21 protein-coding genes are annotated in these 21,360 nt (G+C 60.5%); 11 read left to right on the forward strand and 10 right to left on the reverse strand.

The window, feature by feature from the left end; translation table 11 throughout:
• Positions 1–241: 241 nt before the first annotated feature.
• From JQR87_RS15050 to JQR87_RS15075, 6 genes are read left to right on the forward strand one after another with little or no spacing between them, the layout of a single operon-like run.
• Complete coding sequence (locus tag JQR87_RS15050; RefSeq protein ID WP_407295669.1) at positions 242–949, forward strand: RDD family protein; 708 nt, start codon at positions 242–244, stop codon at positions 947–949.
• Entirely contained in the window at positions 946–1,929 is a 984-nt protein-coding gene (locus tag JQR87_RS15055) for a stage II sporulation protein M (protein WP_407295667.1), read from the forward strand. The genes JQR87_RS15050 and JQR87_RS15055 overlap by 4 nt, the downstream gene beginning before the upstream one ends.
• Complete coding sequence (locus tag JQR87_RS15060) at positions 1,916–3,484, forward strand: DUF4129 domain-containing protein (RefSeq protein WP_407295664.1); 1,569 nt, start codon at positions 1,916–1,918, stop codon at positions 3,482–3,484. Before JQR87_RS15055 ends, JQR87_RS15060 begins: the two co-directional genes overlap by 14 nt.
• Positions 3,481–4,650, forward strand: coding sequence for a DUF4350 domain-containing protein (locus tag JQR87_RS15065; protein WP_407295662.1), 1,170 nt, complete (start codon positions 3,481–3,483; stop codon positions 4,648–4,650). Before JQR87_RS15060 ends, JQR87_RS15065 begins: the two co-directional genes overlap by 4 nt.
• The gene (locus tag JQR87_RS15070; protein WP_407295660.1) at positions 4,647–5,657 is read left to right on the forward strand and encodes an AAA family ATPase; all 1,011 of its coding nucleotides are present in this window, start codon (positions 4,647–4,649) and stop codon (positions 5,655–5,657) included. The genes JQR87_RS15065 and JQR87_RS15070 overlap by 4 nt, the downstream gene beginning before the upstream one ends.
• Positions 5,658–5,682: 25 nt before the next feature.
• Positions 5,683–7,014: a DUF58 domain-containing protein gene (locus JQR87_RS15075; RefSeq protein WP_407295658.1), complete on the forward strand. Its 1,332-nt coding sequence runs from the start codon at positions 5,683–5,685 to the stop codon at positions 7,012–7,014.
• A 67-nt stretch (positions 7,015–7,081) separates the two neighbouring features.
• Here the strand turns inward: JQR87_RS15075 and JQR87_RS15080 are convergent, their stop codons facing one another.
• From JQR87_RS15080 to JQR87_RS15090, 3 genes are read right to left on the reverse strand one after another with little or no spacing between them, the layout of a single operon-like run.
• Positions 7,082–7,516 (reverse strand): PilZ domain-containing protein, encoded by a 435-nt coding sequence (locus JQR87_RS15080; RefSeq protein WP_407295656.1) that lies wholly within the window; start codon positions 7,514–7,516, stop codon positions 7,082–7,084.
• A gap of 50 nt (positions 7,517–7,566) precedes the next feature.
• Positions 7,567–7,992: a DUF4124 domain-containing protein gene (locus tag JQR87_RS15085; protein ID WP_407295653.1), complete on the reverse strand. Its 426-nt coding sequence runs from the start codon at positions 7,990–7,992 to the stop codon at positions 7,567–7,569.
• A 33-nt stretch (positions 7,993–8,025) separates the two neighbouring features.
• The gene (locus tag JQR87_RS15090) at positions 8,026–8,403 is read right to left on the reverse strand and encodes a tetratricopeptide repeat protein (RefSeq protein WP_407295650.1); all 378 of its coding nucleotides are present in this window, start codon (positions 8,401–8,403) and stop codon (positions 8,026–8,028) included.
• Between the two features lie 176 nt (positions 8,404–8,579).
• Between JQR87_RS15090 and pyk the strand changes: the two genes are divergently transcribed.
• Positions 8,580–10,031 carry a pyruvate kinase gene (pyk, locus tag JQR87_RS15095; protein WP_407295647.1) on the forward strand — a complete coding sequence of 484 codons (1,452 nt, stop codon included), beginning with the start codon at positions 8,580–8,582 and terminating at the stop codon, positions 10,029–10,031.
• A gap of 76 nt (positions 10,032–10,107) precedes the next feature.
• Here pyk and JQR87_RS15100 read toward each other — a convergent pair whose 3' ends face one another.
• Both JQR87_RS15100 and JQR87_RS15105 read right to left on the reverse strand, forming a co-directional pair.
• Positions 10,108–11,046, reverse strand: coding sequence for an iron-sulfur-binding ferredoxin reductase (locus JQR87_RS15100; RefSeq protein ID WP_407295646.1), 939 nt, complete (start codon positions 11,044–11,046; stop codon positions 10,108–10,110).
• Positions 11,039–12,169, reverse strand: coding sequence for a GGDEF domain-containing protein (locus JQR87_RS15105; protein ID WP_407295643.1), 1,131 nt, complete (start codon positions 12,167–12,169; stop codon positions 11,039–11,041). The genes JQR87_RS15100 and JQR87_RS15105 overlap by 8 nt, the downstream gene beginning before the upstream one ends.
• Positions 12,170–12,528: 359 nt before the next feature.
• Here JQR87_RS15105 and JQR87_RS15110 point away from each other — a divergent pair, with 359 nt between their 5' ends.
• Entirely contained in the window at positions 12,529–14,052 is a 1,524-nt protein-coding gene (locus JQR87_RS15110; protein ID WP_407295641.1) for a fumarate hydratase, read from the forward strand.
• Positions 14,053–14,109: 57 nt separating this feature from the next.
• Here the strand turns inward: JQR87_RS15110 and JQR87_RS15115 are convergent, their stop codons facing one another.
• From JQR87_RS15115 to JQR87_RS15135, 5 genes are all read right to left on the reverse strand, one after another.
• Positions 14,110–15,675: a methyl-accepting chemotaxis protein gene (locus tag JQR87_RS15115; RefSeq protein ID WP_407295638.1), complete on the reverse strand. Its 1,566-nt coding sequence runs from the start codon at positions 15,673–15,675 to the stop codon at positions 14,110–14,112.
• A gap of 159 nt (positions 15,676–15,834) precedes the next feature.
• The gene (locus JQR87_RS15120; protein ID WP_407295635.1) at positions 15,835–16,056 is read right to left on the reverse strand and encodes a VF530 family DNA-binding protein; all 222 of its coding nucleotides are present in this window, start codon (positions 16,054–16,056) and stop codon (positions 15,835–15,837) included.
• Positions 16,057–16,127: 71 nt separating this feature from the next.
• A complete protein-coding gene (locus JQR87_RS15125) occupies positions 16,128–16,709 on the reverse strand; it encodes a DJ-1/PfpI family protein (RefSeq protein ID WP_407295632.1) in 582 nt (193 codons plus the stop codon).
• A gap of 48 nt (positions 16,710–16,757) precedes the next feature.
• Positions 16,758–17,918: a phospholipase D-like domain-containing protein gene (locus tag JQR87_RS15130; protein ID WP_407297682.1), complete on the reverse strand. Its 1,161-nt coding sequence runs from the start codon at positions 17,916–17,918 to the stop codon at positions 16,758–16,760.
• 194 nt (positions 17,919–18,112) lie between these two features.
• Positions 18,113–19,012 carry an acyl-CoA dehydrogenase gene (locus JQR87_RS15135; RefSeq protein ID WP_407295630.1) on the reverse strand — a complete coding sequence of 300 codons (900 nt, stop codon included), beginning with the start codon at positions 19,010–19,012 and terminating at the stop codon, positions 18,113–18,115.
• Between the two features lie 185 nt (positions 19,013–19,197).
• Between JQR87_RS15135 and olsB the strand changes: the two genes are divergently transcribed.
• From olsB to JQR87_RS15150, 3 genes are read left to right on the forward strand one after another with little or no spacing between them, the layout of a single operon-like run.
• Complete coding sequence (gene olsB, locus JQR87_RS15140; RefSeq protein WP_407295627.1) at positions 19,198–19,944, forward strand: L-ornithine N(alpha)-acyltransferase; 747 nt, start codon at positions 19,198–19,200, stop codon at positions 19,942–19,944.
• Positions 19,945–20,721, forward strand: coding sequence for a lysophospholipid acyltransferase family protein (locus JQR87_RS15145; RefSeq protein ID WP_407295624.1), 777 nt, complete (start codon positions 19,945–19,947; stop codon positions 20,719–20,721).
• A 39-nt stretch (positions 20,722–20,760) separates the two neighbouring features.
• Entirely contained in the window at positions 20,761–21,348 is a 588-nt protein-coding gene (locus JQR87_RS15150) for an ACP phosphodiesterase (protein WP_407295622.1), read from the forward strand.
• The last annotated feature ends 12 nt before the right edge of the window (positions 21,349–21,360 follow it).

Raw genomic sequence — 21,360 nt, forward strand, 5'->3', positions numbered from 1 at the left:
CTTCTCGATTGTTGTCGCCAGTCTAGCGCGCACCCCAGCCCCAGACGAACCGTTACGGTTCGGCTCGCCCCGATTTCGCCGCCGCAGCGCCTGAGGAAGCGCTGGGCGTCTGGAAGTGCCGACACGGTGACTGCCAAAATGCGAAATCGATGGCTTCATTGCCGTACATTCACATCGTCGGACGATTGATCGAGACGGCAATCTGCGCATAGCATCCGGTTTCTTTCTCCGAGCCAACACCGTGCCGTCCGCGTTTTCAACCACCGCCTTGCTGGATAACACGCACCGTGTCGAAACACCTGAGGGTATCGACCTTCTGCTCCATCCGGCCGGCCTCGTCCCCCGGGCACTGGCGTTTGCCCTCGATCTGCTGATACGAGGCGCAATCGTGGCAATCCTGGGATTCGGTTCCAGCTTGTTGGGCAAATTCGGCCTGGGCGTGGGAGCGCTGCTGCTGTTTCTGGTGCAGTGGTGGTACATGGTGCTGTTCGAAGTGCTGAACGAGGGACGGACGCCTGGCAAGCAATGGCTCGGACTGAAAGTCGTTCATGATGATGGCACCCCTGTTGGCTGGGCCTCAGCCCTGACCCGCAATTTGCTGCGTTTCGTCGACATGCTGCCATTCGGCTACTTCCTCGGCGCACTTTCCTGCCTTTGGCATCCTTCTTTCAAACGCTTGGGCGATCTGGCAGCCGGAACCTTAGTGGTTTACCGCGAGCGAGCCCCCGCCAGGCCGACTCTTCCCTCAGCCGACGCGACAGTGTCGCCGATACCGCTGACGCTGGCAGAGCAACACGCCTTGATTGCATTTGCCGAGCGACACGCCACGCTCTCTGCAGAAAGGCGCCTTGAGCTGGCCAGCATCCTGGCCGAGCCGCTGCAAGTTGCCCCAACCCAAGCGGAAGGCCTGATTCACGGCATTGCCCGCGGCCTGGTGGGCCCAGCGTGAAACAGAGCCAGTTCGAAAGCCGCCACGAGACCGAGTGGCGGTTATTCAACGATACGCTCGAGGCGCTGGAGCGCGGCAAAACGCTCGAATCGGCCAGCATTGCTGAGTTTCCTGCAGCCTACCGTCGCCTCTGCCAGCAGCTCGCATTGGCTCAGGCGCGGGGTTACAGCATCAGTTTCGTTGAACGCCTGCAGGTACTGGCTCAGCGGGGACATAATCAACTGTATCGCCATCGCAGCCCCCTGGCCGGACGGCTGCTCGGCTTTTTCCTCGGTGGTTTTGCCAGGCTGGTCCGCGAACAGTGGCCCTATCTAGCGGCAGCGAGTCTGATTTTTTACGTCAGCCTGCTGGGCATGGCCGCTCTGGTTCTGGCAGTTCCCGAACTGGTCTATAGCCTCATCAACCCGGAGCAGCTTGCCGAAATGGAAGCGATGTACGACCCCGACGCGAATCGTCTTGGTCGCTTCGGCGAGCGTGGTTCCGGAGACGACTGGGTGATGTTCGGTTACTACGTCATGCATAACATCGGAATCGCCTTCCAGACCTTTGCTGGTGGACTGCTGTTCGGCCTCGGCAGCCTGTTCTATCTGTTGTTCAACGGTTTGATGATCGGAGCGATTGCGGGCCACCTGACCGGGATAGGCTACGACCAGCCGTTCTGGTCATTCGTCATCGGACATGGCGCTTTCGAACTGACGGCTATCCCCCTGGCAGGCGCGGCCGGGTTGAAACTGGGCGTTGCTCTTGTTGCGCCTGGCCGCAGATCACGCAGCGAGGCACTGCGCCAGGCTGCCGCCATAGCAATACGACTGATCGCTGGCGCCATTCTGTTCCTGCTGATCGCTGCGTTCATCGAGGCGTACTGGTCCTCGATGACTTACCCATCGGCTTATGTCAAATATGCCGTGGGGGCTCTGTTATGGCTGCTGGTCGGCGCGTACCTGGCGATAAGCGGCAGGAGCGTCCATGCAACTGAATGATGCCAGCATGGAGATACGCCCCCGCGATGCCTGGGAGTCGCTTGACCTCGGTGTGCTCCTGGCGCGCCGTCATGCCGGTCTGTTGATGGCCAGTTGGGCACTTGTGACCTTGCCACTCTTCGCCCTTTTCAGCTTGCTGTTGTGGCAGAGCCCGACGCTATCGCTCCTGCTGTTCTGGTGGCTCAAGCCTCTGTATGAGCGGTTGCCGCTATTTATCCTGTCACGGGCGTTGTTTGGCGACACGCCCACCCTGCGCTGCAGCATGAAGGCACTGCCGCAACTGTTACGACGGCAGTGGTTCACCAGCCTGACCTCGCGGCGCTTCAGCCTGACTCGCAGTTTCGATCTACCTGTGCTGCAACTTGAGGAGCTGGCCGGCCCCGCTCGAGCACAGCGCCTTCGGATACTCCATCAGCGTGACCGCAAAGCCGCAACCGGGCTGACACTGGTTGGCGTTCACCTGGAGATGGGCCTCTGGCTAGGCGCTCTGGCGTTGATGTACATGCTGATCCCGCCACAGTTGCTGGCCGACTGGCATTGGCAGGACCTGCTAGGCATGACCACTGATTGGTTATGGCTCGAACACCTGTCTAACCTCCTCTACGTGATCGTGCTGATCGTCTGGGAGCCTATCTATGTGGCCTGCGGCTTCAGCCTATATCTCAACCGCCGTACGACCCTCGAAGCCTGGGACATCGAGCTGGCCTTTCGCAGAATGCAGGCCCGCATCAGCGCCATACTGCCTGTACTGTTGCTTGGTTTGAGCCTGTGGCTCGTTTTGCCGCATTCCCCGGCGCTCGCTGCTGCCGCCACGGCAGATCTAGTGCAGGCGAGCGATACCGCCAGGTCTGTTCCACAGGGTGAACGCCTGCTCAATCAACCATTGACCAGCAAGGCCGCCAGTGACCGAATCAACGAGCTGCTCGACCAACCACCATTCAAATACCGTGAAACGGTCACCCGCTGGCGCTTCGGGGAAGACGCCGACGACGAGCCAGGTTGGCTGGGACGTTGGCTGGAACGACTGCTGAGTAACAATCTGCACCCGCACCGTTCCGAAATCATCACAACCGTGACCGAAGCCATCCTCTGGGCCGCACTGTTCGGCCTGATCGGTTTGCTGTTATGGCATTACCGCGACTGGATCAGGCTGTACGTGATCCCGCTCCGGGTGCCGCGAATGAAGCAGCGGCGAACGCCACCCAGCCAGATACTCGGCTTGGACCTTCAACCCGAAAGTCACCCCACGGATGTCTTGGCGGAAGTGCGTCGGCATTGGAGCGCGCAGCCGCGCGAAGCGCTAAGTCTTCTCTACCGCGCTTTTCTCAGCCGACTGCTACACGAACGGCAGCTACCGCTAAAAAGCGCACATACAGAAGGAGAAATACTGGAACTGCTGCGTAAGACCGCACAGCCGCACCTGATGGAGTATGCACGCGACTTGACGCAACACTGGCTGAGCGTGGCTTACGGGCACCAGTTACCGTCCGACGAGGCCCTGGACGAGCTATGCCAGGGTTGGCAGAAGCTATTCGGCAACGAGCGCCTGGCATGAGCAGGCGCCGCTTCTATCTGCTTGTAGCGGCCGCGTTGCTGGCTGGCCTGGTGCTGCTGTTCAGCTTGAACGGGGCGACCCGGTACGAAGAAACTGTCGAGCATGGCCCAGCGCCAGAGGTGAGTAGCAATCCCTATCTCGCCGCTGAGCGGTTTCTCCTCGATCAAGGCCGGACGGTTGGCCATGCCGAGACCTTCAGCAGGCTCGACGATCTCTCGGCCGATCGACAGATCCTGCTGCTGCTTGGCAGTCGCAGCGAGATGGCACCGCAACAAACCGAACAGCTACTGGCCTGGGTTGAGGATGGCGGGCACCTGGTATTCGTCGCTGAGCAGTTATGGGATGAACAAACCGGCCGCAGCGGGGACCTGTTGCTCGACTCGCTAAACCTGCAACAGTACGAAACCACCGAGACAAAAGACACTGACAGCGTCGGAGACGCCACGAGTTCCGAAAAACGCCCAAGGCTGACGCGCCTGTATCTTGAGAACGAAGAGGCCCCCGCCTACTTCGCCTTCGATCCGAACTACCACCTGTACGACGCGGGCAGCAGCGCCCATGCTTGGGCCAACAGCGCTGGTGCGACGCACATGTTGCAACTGCAGCGCGGGAGCGGCCTGATCACCGCGCTTACCGATAGCTGGATCTGGCAGAACGACGCGATCGCCAACTACGACCATGCCTGGTTGCTGTGGTACCTGACCCAGGACCGGAACGTGACGATGATCTATCGCACCGAGCATGACGGGTTGCTGCGTCTGCTGCTTCGTTATTTCCCAGAAGCCCTGGCCGCTGCGCTATTGGTGCTGCTGCTGGGCTGCTGGCACGCAGCCCAGCGTCACGGTCCGTTGATTGAATCCCCAGACCGCGGTCGACGGCAGCTTCGAGAGCATTTGCGAGGCAGCGCCGATTTCCTCTACCGGCGGGCTGGACAACGCCGGCTGATCATCGCCCTGCAAAACGACATCGTTCGCCAAGCACAGCGTCATTGCCGACATTTGAACGCGCTTGATCATGCCGCCAAATGCGAGGTGCTGGCGCGGATAACCCGAACTTCCATTGATGCCGTTACCCATGCCATGCAGTCCCCGCTGGGTAAAAACATGAGTGCTGCCGATTTCACCCGCCAGGTTGCCCGCCTGCAAAGTCTCAGGAATGCGTTATGAGCGAAACGACACCGGAACCGAACGCCCCGACTACAGCTGCACCGAATACACAGCGCCAACGCGCCAGCCAGCTCGCGCAGGCACTGCGTCAGGAGCTGCACAAAGCCATTATCGGCCAGCAGGATATTGTGGACGGCGCGCTCACCGCGTTGATTGCCGGCGGCCATGTGCTGGTCGAAGGCGTACCCGGCCTGGGCAAGACGCTGCTGGTGCGGGCACTGTCGCGCTGCTTTGGCGGCGACTTCGCGCGTATCCAGTTCACTCCAGACCTGATGCCAAGCGACATCACCGGCCATGCGGTCTACGACCTGGCCAGCGAGCAGTTCAAACTGCGCAAGGGGCCGGTTTTTACCCATCTGTTGCTTGCTGATGAGATCAACCGCGCACCTGCCAAAACCCAGGCAGCCTTGCTGGAAGTCATGCAGGAGCGCCAGGTAACCCTCGAGGGACGCGCGCTCCCGGCACCGCAGCCTTTCATGGTGATGGCCACGCAAAACCCGATCGAGCAGGAAGGTACCTATCCGTTACCGGAAGCCGAGCTTGACCGTTTCATGCTGATGCTGCGCATGGACTACCCCGATGCCGATGAAGAGGTGACGCTGGTTCGCCAGGTCACCCGCTCGGTTCGCACCGATATCCTTGACGTCAGCGGCCTGCGAGTACTGCTACAGGCAAAGGATGTCCAGGCTCTGCAAAAGATTGCCAGTGACCTGCCGCTGGACGATCAGGTTCTCGATTACGCGGTGCGCCTGGTCCGAGCGACCCGCAGCTGGCCAGGCCTGACACTGGGCGCCGGGCCGCGGGCTTCCATTGCGCTGGTGCGTTGTGGGCGGGCGCGGGCCCTGCTGCGCGGAGGGGATTTCGTCATCCCGGACGACATCAAGGGCTGCGCCCTGGCCGTCCTGCGGCATCGCGTCAGGCTCTCACCCGAACTCGATATCGAAGGTACCTCGGTCGATCAGCTGCTGCAGCAGTTGCTTGACCAGGTCGCGGCGCCGCGACTGTGACGCTAGCCGGTAAGCGAGCTCCTCGATGAATCCATCCCGGCTGCTGATCTACATCCTCGCCGCGCTGCTCTGCGTGGGGATTCTGATGGGTGTCGCTGCGGCACTTGATAGCGGTCTCCCTGGCGCTTTTCATAGTGCCTGGTGGGGGCTGTTACTGTGCCTGGGTCTGGTCGCGGTATCAGACGCCTTTCGCCTGCACCGCCTGCCTTCGCCAGCGTTGCAGCGCGTTATGGCGGGCCATCTCGCCTTGGGTCGCTGGCACAACGTACAGTTTGGTGTAGGACATGCCTGGCAGAAGCCGATGCGTATCGACATCTTCGACTATGTGCCTGCCGGGCTAGAGCAGGAGCAACTGCCACAGCAGTTGACACTTGCGCCCGGTCAACACTGTCAGCTTACCTATCGCCTGCAACCGCTGCGCCGCGGCCTCTTTCACTTCCAGCATTGTGAGATCCGCTTGTTGAGCCCGCTGGGGCTATGGCGAGAGCGACGGCTACTGCCGCTGGACTCACAGACCCGAGTCTATCCCGACTTTACTCGCCTGCAGGGTGCACCGCTGTTGGCTGTCGAGCACTGGCTTAGCCGCTTGGGCGTGCGGCAACAGCCCAGGCGAGGCCCTGGCATGGAATTCAACCAGCTGCGCGAGTTTCGTGAAGGCGACACCGTGCGGCAAATCGACTGGAAGGCCACAGCCCGCAAACGTGCGCCCATCGTTCGGGAGTATCAGGATGACCGAGACCAGCAAATAGTTTTGATGCTCGACTGCGGCAGGCGTATGCGCAGCCAGGACGGGGCACTGTCGCACTTCGATCATGCGCTCAACGCCAGCTTGCTGCTGGCTTACGTAGTCCTTCGCCAAGGCGATGCCCTGGGGCTCTATACCTTTGCTACAGACCAGCGTCGCTTTCTTGCGCCTGCCAAAGGCCAGAGCCACCTCAACACACTGCTCAACGGCGTTTACGACCTGAACAACACCCAGCAGCCGGCGGACTTCCTCTCTGCTGCCAGCGATGTGCTGACCCTTCAGAAACGGCGCGCGCTGTTGATTATCGTGAGCAACCTGCGCGATGAAGATGACGAGGCCCTGCTCGGCGCCGTACGCCTGCTTTCCCGCCGCCATCGCGTACTGGTCGTGAGCTTGCGCGAGCCGGTTCTCGACAGCCTGCGTCAGCGCCCCGTCAGTAACTTTCGGGACGCGCTGGATTATTGCGGTACGCTCGAGTACCTGAACGCCCGAGCCAAGCTCCATGAGCAGCTGCTTGCCCACGGCGTGCCAGTTATCGATGCACGCCCGTACGAGCTTGGGCCGGCGCTCATCAGTCGCTACCTGGCCTGGAAAAAAGGTGGGATGCTGTGACCAGAGTCGTCGGCACTAAGCGAGCCGCACGGATACGCTGGTCAACGGAGCTTCACGGAGAAGGGACTCAGGTGCCCTGGCAACAGTCCTGATCGGCCGCCCTGTTACCGGCTGACTCGACCCGCGGCAGGCGCGCCGGCGGAATGTGCTGCATGGGACGAAAGCTGAAATAGTGGTGCAACGCGTCGATCATTTCGCGTATTTCGCGAGGCGGTGAGACGAACACGAAACCCGAATCGAAGCTTCCGGGCGTAACGTCCTCGCGTGACCAACGACAAGTCGCGCTGAAATCAACGTAGCGCAGCTGGCTATGCTGTCCTGGAATCTTCAGGCGCATATCGAACCGTACCTCAGTCATCATCGGGTAAGGGCTGATGAGCATCAGCCCGGACTCGGACAGGTTGCCAATGAACCCCAAGGGTTTGTCCGTGAAACGGTTGAATACGTTGAGGTAATACGGCAGCTGGTGCCGTTGAATACTGCGTTGGTTGTGCATATCCATTTGATGCGGGCCTGCCGCCAAGTTTTTCCGCTGCCGCCGTTTCCGGCCACTCAGCTGCAGTTCTTACTGATAAGACTGGCCAACTGCCGCTGCGCCGCCCCTATTTCCTCATCACTGTAGTAGACACGCTCTCCCTTTGCATCGGCACGAAAGTAGCGTCCCCCTTTCGACAGACCCGACAGACGGTTGCGCAATTGCTGGCATTCCTGCTTTTGCTGGGCGCGACGCGCACTTGCCGCCGCGCTTGCGGCCTGTTGCTCGTCCCGGCGCGCACCGAAGAACCGCTCCGCTCGAGCCTCGCGCGCTCGGGCCGCATCATCCCGATCGATCACCTGCGGCCGCACCTCGACTTGTTCGGCGCCTGGCTGCCGCCTCTCGCTGAAATGCACATTACCGTTGGGATCGACCCAACGATAAATGTCTGCGCTGGCAACAGGAGACGCCAGAACACTCATGATCATCAATGCCGTACGCATTGGATTTCCTTCCAGCCGCCCAACTGGGGTCGCTTATGGTTTGGTGGGGTGAGTGGTCACCTGCACCTCAGGCTGATAGTGCCCTAACTGACGAAGCGTCTCCAAGCGGGCGCGGCTGCGAAACGCATATTCGCTGGCGGGATAACGCGACTGGATGAACTGATAGGTCTGTGCCGCGTCGACAAACAGGCCCTGCCGTTCCAGGCACTGGCCGCGTAATAGCGATATCTCAGGCTGCAGGTTGTCGCGGGGTCGAGCACGGCGCTCGGCCTGCGAAAGTTCGAGCATGACCTTGGCGCAATCGCCCAGCTCGTAGTGCTTATAAGCGGTATCGAGGTGACGATCGAGGGCGTTTCTGCTGCTGCAGCCTACGCTGAGGGTCAGTAGAGCAAATATGAACAGGGTGCGCATGGGTGGTTCCTCCGATGCCGGTTATCGACCAGCTGCCAGAAAACTGCAGTCCACTCGGCAGCCGGCATTGCTCTATGCCGACCTTTCCTGCGCTTCTGAAAGAGTAGTGCAGCCCAACAATGACTACAGCCGCCAGGCATAGTAGCCTCGCGACCATTCTGAAAAAGGAGCAGTGAATGATCTCGCGCCGTACCAAAATCGTCGCCACCCTAGGGCCGGCCAGCAGCTCGCCTGAGGTGCTGGAAAAAATGATCGTTGCAGGGCTGGATGTTGCCCGCCTGAATTTTTCACACGGTGCGCCGGACGAACACCGCGCCCGGGCGCAACTGGTACGGGATATCGCCGCAAAGCATGGTCGCTTCGTTGCGTTGCTGGGCGACCTGCAAGGCCCGAAGATCCGCATCGCCAAGTTCAGCAATAAGCGCATCGAACTGTCAGAAGGCGATAGCTTCCGTTTCTCCGTCACCCACCCGCGCGACGCCGGCACCCAGGAAGTGGTCGGGATCGACTACCCTGACCTGATCAAGGATTGCGGCGTCGGCGACGAGCTGCTGCTCGACGATGGTCGCGTGGTGATGCGCGTAGACAACGCCACTGCCGACGAACTCCACTGCACCGTACTCATCGGCGGCCCACTTTCTGACAACAAGGGCATCAACCGCCGCGGCGGCGGCCTGACCGCGCCAGCGCTCACCGCCAAGGACAAGGCCGACATCAAGCTGGCCGCGGACATGAATCTGGATTACCTGGCCGTGTCCTTCCCCCGAGATGCCGCTGATATGGAACTGGCCCGCCGCTTGCGAGACGAAGCAGGTTCCAGCGCCTGGTTGATCGCCAAGATCGAACGCGCCGAAGCCGTGGCCGATGACGAAGCGCTTGACGGCCTGATCCGCGCGAGCGATGGGGTGATGGTCGCCCGAGGGGACCTTGGCGTTGAGATTGGTGACGCAGAATTGGTTGGCATACAGAAGAAAATCATTCTGCACGCACGCCGCAACAACAAAGTGGTGATCACCGCGACTCAGATGATGGAGTCGATGATTCAAAACCCGATGCCGACTCGTGCCGAGGTATCCGATGTAGCCAACGCGGTGCTCGACTACACCGACGCGGTGATGCTCTCGGCCGAAAGCGCTGCCGGTGAGTATCCCGTCGAAGCGATCAAGGCCATGGCACGCGTTTGCGTCGGTGCCGAAAAGCATCCCACGAGCATCAAGTCCGGCCACCGCCTTGGGCAGCGCTTCGAGCGCAGCGACGAAAGCACCGCACTGGCGGCGATGTACACGGCGAACCACTTCCCGGGCGTCAAGGCCATCATCAGCCTGACCGAAAGCGGCTACACGCCGCTGATCATGTCGCGGATTCGTTCGTCTGTACCCATCTTTGCCTTTTCGCCTCATCGCGACACTCAAGCGCGCGTTGCGATGTTCCGCGGCGTGCAGACGATCCCGTTCGACCCGGCAGCGCTGCCTGCGGACAAGGTCAGCCAGGCTGCGGTGGACGAGTTGCTGCAACGCAATATCGTCAGCATTGGCGACTGGGTGATCCTGACCAAGGGCGACACCTATCACGGTACCGGTGGCACCAACACCATGAAAATCCTTCGTGTGGGCGACTCCCTGACCTGATGGGCGCGGCGCGCCAGGTACCGGTGTAGTGCCTGGCGCGTGGTTCATATCGGACGTTGATGCTTGCTAGGGGTTGTCACCCCTGACTGCGGGTCAGAAAGGTGTCGCTCAGGACCTGTCCCCGTGGCAACCCCGCCAGAAACATGCGCCTCGCGCACTCATCTACAAACTCGCGCCCTCCGCAGATGAGCGCAACTTCCTGACGCGACGCTACGCGCAACGATCGAAGCCGGCCTGCTGCCTCTACCCCATCGACCTGCTCGATACTCAGGTTGCCCTGTCGCTCGGCAAGGTCATCAAGCGAGGTTCGCAGATAGGACTCGCCCCGGCAAAAATGCAGCAGCCGAATCGGGCCGAGGTGGCCAGCGCGAAGCGCTTCGCGCACCAAGCTCCAGAGCGGGGCAAGACCCGTACCGGCAGCCAGCAGCAATAGCGGCCTCATCTGCCAATCAGGCTCATAGCGCAGTGCACCTGTGCGCGGCTGGCCAATGCGCAGGGTGTCATGGAGAACCAGATCGCGGGCCGAGTCGCAGAATGCACCGCTATGGCGGCAATCGAGATGAAACTCCAGCCAGGGCTCTTCTCCCGGTAAGCTTGCCACCGAGTAAGGCCGGGCTACGCCTTGATCATTCCACAACAGCACGTGCTGACCTGCCTCGTAGCGCACAGGACGCTCGGGAATCAACCGCAATCGAAGAATGTGTTCGTCCAGCCAATCTAGACCTTCCACATATGCTTTAAGGCCCTGGCGCTCTGGATCGAAGATTTCAATAGCGAGATCCCTCACCACACTGCATTGGCAAGCGAGTCTCCACCCCTCCGCTCGACGGGCCGGATCGAGCGCATGCGGGCGGTCATCCTGCGGTTCGCCTCGAACACAGCGCACCAGACAAGCCTGGCAGCTCCCCGCTCGACAGCTGAACGGCACCCTCACACCGGCACCGTTGAGCGCATCCAGCAAATTGCTGCCCTCGGCTACAAGCCAGGTTCGATCGCCGTGCGTGATCTCAGGCATTAACCGCCGTCCAGCTTGCCTCACAGCGATTGCGCCCGTTGCCCTTGGCTCGATAGAGCGCATCATCAGCACGTTGCAAAGCGTCGTCTAGGCTGTCACCTTCGCGAAGAAGCGTCAGGCCGACCGATAGACTGAGCCGCCCAGCCGGAGCATTTCCTTCCGGTGGTCGAGTGTTGGCAAATGCTTCGCGCAGACGCTCGCAACATGCCCGGAACTGCTCGGCGTCTGTGTTCGGCAACAACAGAACGAACTCCTCGCCACCATAGCGGGCCAGAATGTCATCGTCCCGCAGGCAGGAACGTGCTACGCAGGCAAAGCTCTGGAGCACGCGATCACCCACGGCGTGACCATGCTGATCATTGATTCGCTTGAAATAGTCGAGGTCGATCAAGGCAAGGCCGGACTGATGCCCCGGCCGAAGCCGACCGAGCTCAGCTTCCGCCTTGCGTAGAAAGTGGCGCCGGTTGTACAGGCCGGTCAGCTCATCAGTCGAAGCCAGATCTTCGAGCTGCCGCATCATGCCCCGCAGCGTTTCCTGATGCGCCTGTAGCGCAAAGCGACGCTGACGCATGCGTTGGCGCAACCGGTATACATAGCCAACGAACAAGCACATCCAGACCAGGGTGACCAGCAGCACACCTGCCTGCAGCATCGCCGTCTGCGGATCCTCCAATTGCCCCATGTGCGCGTCGAAGGCAAACATGCCGACGAAGCTCAACAACGCCAGCACGGCGTAGCGAAGGAAGTTCTTGGGGGGCAGAAACACGGCGAACATGAGCACCAGCACGTACAGCACCAACATCGATCCGCGGTTATCACCGAGATTGAATAAGAAGTACGTCAACCACAGCAGAGCAACCAGCACTTGTGGCTCAGTCAGACTAGGGTCGCGAAAGCGTAGGTTATAGCCCCGGTAGAACACCCAGAAGAAAATCAACTGGCTGGCAGCAATCAGCACGGACCCAGCCAAAGCGGTCTCGACCGGCGCTTCGTAGAACCCTGCAGCTACAGTCACCCAGGTGAGCACAAGCGCCAGGCCATAGGTGGCCGCAGCCATGCCGAAGCGCTTGATGACCAATGCCTGCAATCCTTGTTGTTCGCTTTCGTCACGGCCAGCGCGCATGGAATCCGTCCCATAGTGGCAATCCGACACACTTTACGCGGAGCAGTTCACAAAAACTATCAAACCCTAGCAATACGCGGACGTGCGCGACGAGCGGTATGAATTGCACCCAACCTTCGTGGCGCTTTTCCCTCTTGACCTTGGGCAAGAGCCGCACGTCTGACGGGCCGTCCAACGCTGCCGGACGGCACCTGACAAAAGCCCGTCCTCTGCTGTTTCCACTGTGCATCCCTTCACCTTTAGTCCGTCTGTGTACCCATTGCAACAGCAGGTTATACTGCCGCGCTTTTTTTTACCTGAGCGTGTCGGTTGATTATTACGACATGCCTTGTCTCCGCCCCGCCAAGAGGACGCGCTGCATGACCGTGATCAAGCAAGACGACCTGATACAAAGCGTTGCAGACGCTTTGCAGTTCATTTCCTATTACCACCCCGTCGACTTTATCCAGGCGATGCACGAGGCCTACCTGCGCGAAGAGTCGCCAGCAGCTCGCGACTCCATGGCACAGATACTGATCAATTCGCGGATGTGCGCGACAGGTCATCGGCCGATCTGCCAGGACACCGGCATCGTCACCGTGTTCGTACGCGTGGGCATGGATGTACGCTGGGACGGCGCAACCATGAGCCTCGACGACATGATCAACGAAGGTGTTCGTCGCGCCTACAACCTGCCGGAGAACGTCCTGCGCGCGTCGATTCTGGCCGACCCGGCAGGCTCCCGCAAAAACACCAAAGACAACACCCCGGCCGTTATCCACTACTCCATCGTTCCCGGTGACAAGGTTGAAGTGGACGTCGCGGCCAAGGGCGGCGGTTCGGAAAACAAGTCGAAGATGGCCATGCTCAACCCATCCGACTCGATCGTCGACTGGGTACTGAAGACCGTTCCGACCATGGGCGCAGGTTGGTGCCCACCGGGCATGCTCGGCATTGGCATTGGCGGTACGGCCGAGAAGGCTGCGGTGATGGCCAAGGAAGTTCTGATGGAGTCCATCGACATCCATGAACTGAAAGCCCGCGGCCCGCAGAACCGCATCGAAGAGCTGCGTCTGGAGCTGTTCGAGAAGGTCAACCAGCTGGGTATCGGTGCTCAGGGCCTGGGCGGGCTGACTACCGTGCTCGATGTCAAGATCATGGACTACCCGACCCACGCTGCCTCGCTACCGGTCTGCATGATCCCGAACTGCGCCGCCACGCGCCACGCACACTTTGTGCTGGACGGCTCCGGGCCCGCGGAACTGACCCCGCCACCGCTGGATGCTTACCCCGAGATCGTCTGGGAAGCTGGCCCAAGCGCACGTCGCGTCAATCTTGACGCCATCACCCCGGAAGAGGTGCAGAGCTGGAAGCCGGGCGAAACCGTGCTGCTCAACGGCAAGATGCTCACGGGCCGCGACGCTGCGCACAAGCGCATGGTCGACATGCTGAACAAAGGCGAAGAGCTGCCAGTGGACCTGAAGGGTCGCTTCATCTACTACGTCGGCCCGGTCGATCCCGTCGGTGACGAAGTGGTTGGTCCTGCAGGCCCAACCACTGCGACGCGAATGGACAAGTTCACCCGCCAGATTCTGGAAAGCACCGGCCTGCTGGGCATGATCGGGAAGTCCGAGCGCGGCCCGATCGCCATCGACGCGATCAAGGATAACAAGGCTGTCTACCTGATGGCTGTTGGTGGCGCTGCCTATCTGGTGGCTCAGGCAATCAAGAAGTCAAAGGTGCTGGCCTTCGCCGAACTGGGCATGGAAGCCATCTATGAGTTCGAGGTGAAGGACATGCCAGTCACCGTTGCGGTCGATACCAATGGCGAGTCGGTGCACATCACCGGCCCGGCGATCTGGCAGCAGAAGATCGCGGAAAATCTGGCTGTCGAAGTGCAGTAACCGATAGACCAGCAAAAAGCCCGGCATGATGCCGGGCTTTTTGTTATCAGCGCGCTATCAGCGGTTGAAGCGCTCGACCAGCGCGCGCAATCCGCGGGCAGCGCCCTCCAGCTCACGACCACGCTGCATCGTGAGGTCCGCTTTGTTGACGTTTCGGTCTGTCGTCACTGCGATGCTGGTGACCTGTCGGGCAATATCCTCAGCCACATGCGCCTGTTCCTCTGCAGCTGCGGCCATTTGCTGACTCATTCCAGTGATGCGGCTCACCGCGTCCCGAATGCCCAGTAGCGCCTGCTGCGTCTCGATCACCTGAGCCAACCCTTGCCCCGCTTCCTTGTCGCCGACCTGAGCGATGGCAACCGCTTCGTCAGCCTTGCTGGTCAACGACTGAATGATGGATTGTATCTGCTGAGTCGAATCCCGGGTCTTGCTGGCCAGCGCACGCACCTCATCCGCGACGACAGCGAAGCCCCTCCCTTGCTCCCCCGCGCGCGCGGCTTCGATGGCAGCGTTGAGTGCCAACAAGTTGGTCTGTTCCGCAATGCTCTGGATCATCCCGGCAGCGGACATGATTTGCTGCGTTTCACCGGCCAGCTCGTTTACCGCATTGCCGATATTGGTAACGGTATTGGCCAGCATTTCCATCGCTCTGCGCGAGTTGGCAGCGACCCGATCCCCGTCAGTGGCCAGCGAATTCGCAGTAGTGGCTTCTTCCGCCGTCTGCTGAACGTGGCCAGCGACCTCGGTGATAGAAGCTGTCATTTCTGTTACTGCGGTGGCGGTCATGTCAGTCTCGCCGCGTTGTTGGCGAAGCTCGTTCTCGGTCTGGCTGGCCAGTAGTGACGCTTCCGCCGAAGCACGCTCCACCTGTCCGGCAAGGTCCGATAGACGCGTCAGAGCGGTCCGCAAACGCGCATCCTCGCTGATCAACGCCAGCTCCAAACGTGCTGCGTTGCCGTGCTGGTCTGTGTAGGTCAGCGCAACGATCGGGTCAGCGAAAGCCTGCGGGACACTTTGTATGATTCGTTCCAACTGCCGTTCAGTGGCCGCATGGTAGCTAAGCCCCAGTGCGAAAAAGAGCCCCAGCACAACAACAACTTCAATCGCAGGCGGTAGCCAGAAAATACCTGCGGACGCCAGAATCGCAGCGCCGATAGGCAGTGCCAGGATGCGCGCCCAACCCTGGAATCGGCGGCCCAAGGAAACCGCTGGCCTGCCAGTTCGCAGGCGCTCATAAAGCGCTGTGGCGCGCGCCACCTGATCAGCTGTCGGCTTGACGCGTACCGATTCGAAACCGGTCAGCCTGCCTTCGTCGAGAATTGGGGTGACATAGGCGCTAACCCAATAGAAGTCGCCATTCTTGCAACGGTTCTTGACGACACCCATCCAGCTCTTGCCAGCTTTGAGATAACCCCACATCGCCTGGAAGACGGCAGGCGGCATGTCTGGGTGGCGGACCAGATTATGGTCGCTGCCGATCAGCTCTGCTCTTGAATAACCGCTGATAGCGACAAACTCGTCGTTGCAGTAAAGGATTTTGCCCTGGGTGTCCGTTGCAGAGATCAATCGCTGCTGCGCCGGAAAGCTCCGCTCGGTGTTGCTTACCGGTCCATTATTTCTCATCGTCATGACTCCAGGGGTGGCGATTCAATGCCTTTTCGGACTCGTCATTCATAACGAATCGAACTGTTACAAGAATCGGACGGAGCTCAACGAACTTGAGACGCTACGTGCTGAATTAGACGAAGGTCGACAAACGGTGATAGTGACTGGCGACACGGATTAGCTAACTGCTCGACGCCGTTCGACGAACAACGCCTCGACCTTCTCCCTGGCCCAGGGTGTTCTGCGCAAAAACGTCAGACTGGACTTGATGCTGGGGTCGCTCTTGAAACAGCGGATATCGACGCGCTCAGCCAACCCGTCCCAGCCAAAGTGCGCGTGCAGCTCGATCAGAATCGCTTCGAGCGTAACGCCGTGGAGAGGATTGTTTACCTGTGTCATCGGTGTTCTCACGGACAGGGCTGAAATTGACTGAAGAGCCCGCCAGCGGCGGGCTCTTCAACCGGCGCATCTTACAGGCTGATGCGTGTACCGAGCAGCTCGAGAAATGCCGCCAGCCAGGCCGGATGAGCAGGCCAAGCAGGCGCGGTGACCAGATTACCCTCGGTGTGCGCCTCATCCACACCTATTTCGACGAACTCGCCTCCTGCCAGTCTGACCTCCGGCGCACAAGCCGGGTAAGCGCTGCACGCACGCCCCTGGAGTACATCCGCCGCAGCCAGCAACTGGGCGCCATGGCAGACTGCTGCGATAGGCTTTTTCGCGTCCGCAAACGCTTTGACCAGGCTTATTACCTGCTGATTGAGGCGCAGATATTCAGGCGACCGCCCACCCGGCACCACCAGTGCGTCATAGTGCTCCGCGCGCACCTGATTGAAATCGAAGTTCAGCGCGAAATTGTGGCCCGGCTTCTCACTGTAGGTCTGATCGCCTTCGAAGTCGTGAATAGCGGTGCGCACCGTATCGCCGGCTTTCTTGTCAGGGCAGACCGCATGAACGGTGTGTCCAACCATCTGCAGCGCCTGAAACGGCACCATGGTTTCGTAATCTTCGACATAATCGCCGACCAGCATGAGAATTTTCTTAGCAGCCATCGAAACGCTCCCAGTTAGGTGGTTGGTCAGCAGCCAGCCGGTCGTCGACTAACCGCTTCGGTTGAATATGTTGATCACCAGCCGGTCGAGCAGGCCCCACATTCGCTGATACATGCGCAAATACAGCGGCCTTGCGTGCCACTGGCGCAGGTCGATCTCGAAACTCTGCTTGAAGTCATGCTCGAAACTCTTGACCACGTCTGCGCTAAGCTGCGAATCAACCGCTTCAAGGTTCGCTTCAAGGTTCCAGCGCAGATTCCAGTGGTCAAAATTGCATGAGCCGACGCTCACCCAGTCATCGACGAGCACCAGTTTCAGGTGCAGAAAGTGTGGCTGATATTCATGAATTCGCACGCCTGCACGGAGCAACCTTGGATAGAACCGCTGCCCGGCATAGCGCACGGACGGATGGTCCGTGTTGCGGCTGGTCAGCAACAATCTCACCTCGACGCCGCGACGAGCCGCACGCATCAGCTCTCGCCGCACCTTGCCGGTTGGCAGGAAGTACGGCGTGGCCAGCCAGATACGTCGCTCAGCCCGACGCAAGTTACGCAACAGGCTGTAGAGAATGTCGCGATGCTGGCGGGCTGCGGAATAAGCGACGCGCCCTACCCCATCGGGCGAATCAGGCGCGACGGGAATTTTCGGCATTTGTTGAGGCAGAGGCAGCTGCCAGATTCGACGCTTGAGGCAGAGGGTCCACTGTGCCTCGAACAGACGCCGCCAATCCTCCATTACCGGCCCGCTGATTTCGACCATGGCCTCGTGCCAATGCTCATCCGGCTTGTCCGGGTTCCAGAATTCATCTGTCGCACCGGCGCCGCCAACAAAACACCACAGATCATCAATCAGGATCAGCTTGCGGTGGTCCCGGTGAAGGTTGCGAAACTTGAGCCGCAGCTTGAGCGGGTTGTACTGGCGAAGATCGACACCTGCATGAAGGAGTCGCTCGCGCGTCTTCTGCCCCAGTTTCAAGCAACCAAAACCGTCGAACAGGCAGCGCACCCGCACACCACGTGCGGATGCGGCAGTCAGTGAGTCGACGAGCCGGTCGGCACATAGCCCGTTTTCTACTAGATAAAGTTCGATATCCACACGCCGCTGTGCTGCATCGATACGCTGCAAGATTTCCGGAAAGAACTGGGGACCGTCGAGCAGCAGCCGAAAACGATTACCGTCGCGCCACGGAAACACCTCGCCTGCGAGCATCACGCTGGCGCGCCTCGTATTGACGCCACAGGGAAGGCACATGGGATACAGCTGGAAGACATTGAAATCCTTGTCTGGGTAAGCACTCAGGCACGGGGATGCGCCTCCCCATGATCGACGGCCCTTGTCGTACGCCGCAACGGCACGCCTGTTATAGGTTCGCACCGTCGCGCAGAGTTCCCGTCCAGGTGGCTTTATCGCATCGCTCGCGGCGTCAGTGCAAAGGCCGCTGCGGCCTTGTCCAACCGCTTGGTCTGGGCTTGTCGGGCCAGTTGCAATATCGAACGGTCGCGCTGCCACAACTCGGCCCAGTGCGCCGGGCCATCATTGAGCGATGCGTCCAGTGCGGGTGCCGTCGCGGTCCATTGTGCATCAAGCGCAGCCAGCAGCAGGTGGGTCGAAACCTCCGTTGCGGGTAGCCGGGATATCTCAGCAGCGCCGGCCAGCAGGCCGATCAACCTGAGCTGAAGCGCTTGCGGCCATGCACATTCCGACGCGACTCCATACAGCCAACTGACTAGCGCGACGAGCACATACAGATCTTCGAGCGTGCGAAACGGCTTAACGTAATCGTGCCAACCATCGCCGGCCAGCCGCTGACAGGGCGCCCGTTCCAGGCGCAAGCGGCCATGCACGATATCCGGCACCAAAGGCAGAGCCGGCATGTTTTCGACCGTAACGCCCCGCGCATCGCACCCGACGATGCATAGGCTGAGCCTGGGCGCCTCGCCCGGCGCCTCGTCCCTTGCCGGAATCAACAACCAGGCCGCAGCCGACCCGGCAATGACGAAGTCCTTGCCCCCGGTGAGCGTCAACGCGTCCAGCCGGGTCTGCATATCGGCCGGACGCAGCCTGCGCTGTTCGGTTGCGCACAGCGCACCGATACCCACCGGTGCAGACGGCACAAGCTGGCGCAGAGCCGCCTGATAGCCAGCAAGAAAGGCTAGACCGGGCGTGGCAGCGAGCCGCCCGCCGCGCACGGCCAATTCGAATGGTTCACTCCGCCCACACGACAGTACCGCGCCGAACCACTCACCCAGCGCCTCAGGCTGCGGCAGGCGTTGCATCGGGCCGAGCAGGGAGTCCCAGGACATCGCGCTCTCCATGAATTGCGAAATTTACACCGGCTTAAGCCGCCGTCATCCAAGCATCACGCATCCGTAACATCCGTGACATTGCACCTGCCTACCTTCAGGCAGCACGGACTGACGGAACGCCAACCATAACAACCATCCGCTCCGGATGCATTGCCACTGCCAGGCTGACCAGGAGATCGAGCATGACCACCATTGCTTTCCCCCGCGTAACGCGACAACTGCAGGCCGTACGCCTGCTCGGTGACGATGCCTTGCGTGAGGCACAGGCGCTACGCTATCAGGTATTCAGCGGGGAATACGGCGCCCAGATGCAAGGGACCGAGGCTGGGCTGGATTGCGATGACTTCGACGCCTACTGTGGTCATATTGGGGTACGCGACTTAGGTAGTGGAGAGCTTGTCGCAACCACGCGCTTGCTCGATAACCAGACAGCGCGTCGGCTGGGACGGTTCTACAGCGAGAATGAATTCCACTTGCAGGGTCTGGCCGAACTTGAGGGACCGATACTGGAAATCGGCCGAACCTGTGTACACCCGGCCTACCGTAACGGCGCGACCATCGCCGTGCTCTGGGCCGAACTGGCCGAGGTATTGAATCAAGGCGGCTATCGATACCTGATGGGTTGCGCCAGCATTCCCATGCGCGATGGTGGAATCCAGGCGCTGGCCATCATGCAGCGACTGCGCGAGCGTCATCTCTCGACCGAACTGCTGCACGCATGCCCAAAGAACCCACTGCCAACACTTGCGCTGCCCGACAACGTCATCGCCGAAACACCGGCATTGCTCAAGGCTTACATGCGGCTGGGGGCGAAGATCTGCGGTGAGCCGTGCTGGGACCCGGATTTCCAGGTGGCTGATCTATTTATCCTGCTCAAGCGCGATGAGCTCTGCCCGCGTTACGCCCGGCATTTCAAGGCAGCGGTCTGAATGCGCCGGATCAGGCTATATCTACGCCTGCTCAGACTGTCCGCAGTCATCCTGTATGGCCTGGTCCTGGCGTGCGGGCTGAAACTGCGGACGGTGCTGGGGTTCAAGCCGTCTTCCGACTTGCGCCAACGGCTGTGCCGTTGGTTTCTCGGGCGACTCGCAGCAGCACTGCCATTCGAAATACGAGTGGCAGGCGAATTGCCAGACAAGCCAATGTTGTGGGTGGCCAACCACCTGTCCTGGAGTGACATTCCTTTCCTGGGGATGCTGCAGCCGATGACCTTCCTCGCCAAAGCGGAGATTCGGCACTGGCCTGTCATTGGCTGGCTGACAACCGAGGCCGGTACCCGCTTCATCCAGCGCGGCGATGGCGACAGCAAGTCGCTTAGCCAGCAGCTGGGCCAAGAATTGGAGCAAGGTCGCAGCCTGCTGATCTTCCCTGAAGGCACCACTACCGATGGCGTATCACTGCGCACCTTTCACTCAAGATTGCTTGCCTGTGCGATCGAAACCGGCGTGCCGGTCCAGCCCGTCGCGATTCGATACGTGCGCAACGGTGCCATCGATCCGATAGCCCCCTTCATTGGGGACGATGATCTGCTTTCCCACCTGTTTCGGCTACTGGCACAGGACACTGCCGTCGTGGAAATCACGCTGCTGCCCCCGATATCCAGCCACGACATGCAACGCAACCCACTTGCCCGACGCTGCCAAACTGCAATCGCCGAAGCGCTGTATGGCCCTTCGCACGTCATGCCGGTCGCCAGCGCAGCCTGACGCAAGCTCAGTGCAAGCGAGCGCTGCTAGACTTGCCCCATGAATTATCTTGCGCACCTTCATCTAGGCGGCGAGCGGCCCGGGCAGCTGCTCGGCAGCCTCTACGGCGACTTTGTCAAAGGACCATTGCAGAACCGCTGGCCTGCCGACATCGAAGCGGGCATCCGCCTGCACCGCCAGATTGATGCCTTTACCGACAGCCACCCAATCGTGCTCCAGGCCAAGCAGCGATTCCCTCAGGAGCGCAGACGCTACGCGGGCATACTGGTCGACCTGTTTTTCGATCACTGCCTGGCCGCACACTGGCACCAGTACGCTAACGAGCCTCTCCAGGACTTCACCGCTCGGGTCTATCGGCTGCTGCTTGATGAAGCAGAGCTACCCGGCAAGCTGGCACTGATCGCACCTCGTATGGCTGCCCACGACTGGCTCGGCAGTTATCGTGAATTTGCCGTAATGGAGCAGGTTGTGGCGGGCATGAGCCGTCGCTTGTCACGCCCTGAAGGCCTGATCGGCGGCGTGGAGGAACTGGAACTGCTGTATACACCGCTGCTGCAGGATTTCCGAGCGTTCTACCCGCAGCTTCAGGCCTTCGCGCGACGCAGCACCCAGGCTGATGCCCAGTGACTCCGCAGGCCG

Origin of the sequence: Stutzerimonas stutzeri (assembly GCF_051028275.1) — a bacterium.
Lineage (GTDB): Bacteria > Pseudomonadota > Gammaproteobacteria > Pseudomonadales > Pseudomonadaceae > Stutzerimonas > Stutzerimonas stutzeri_AS.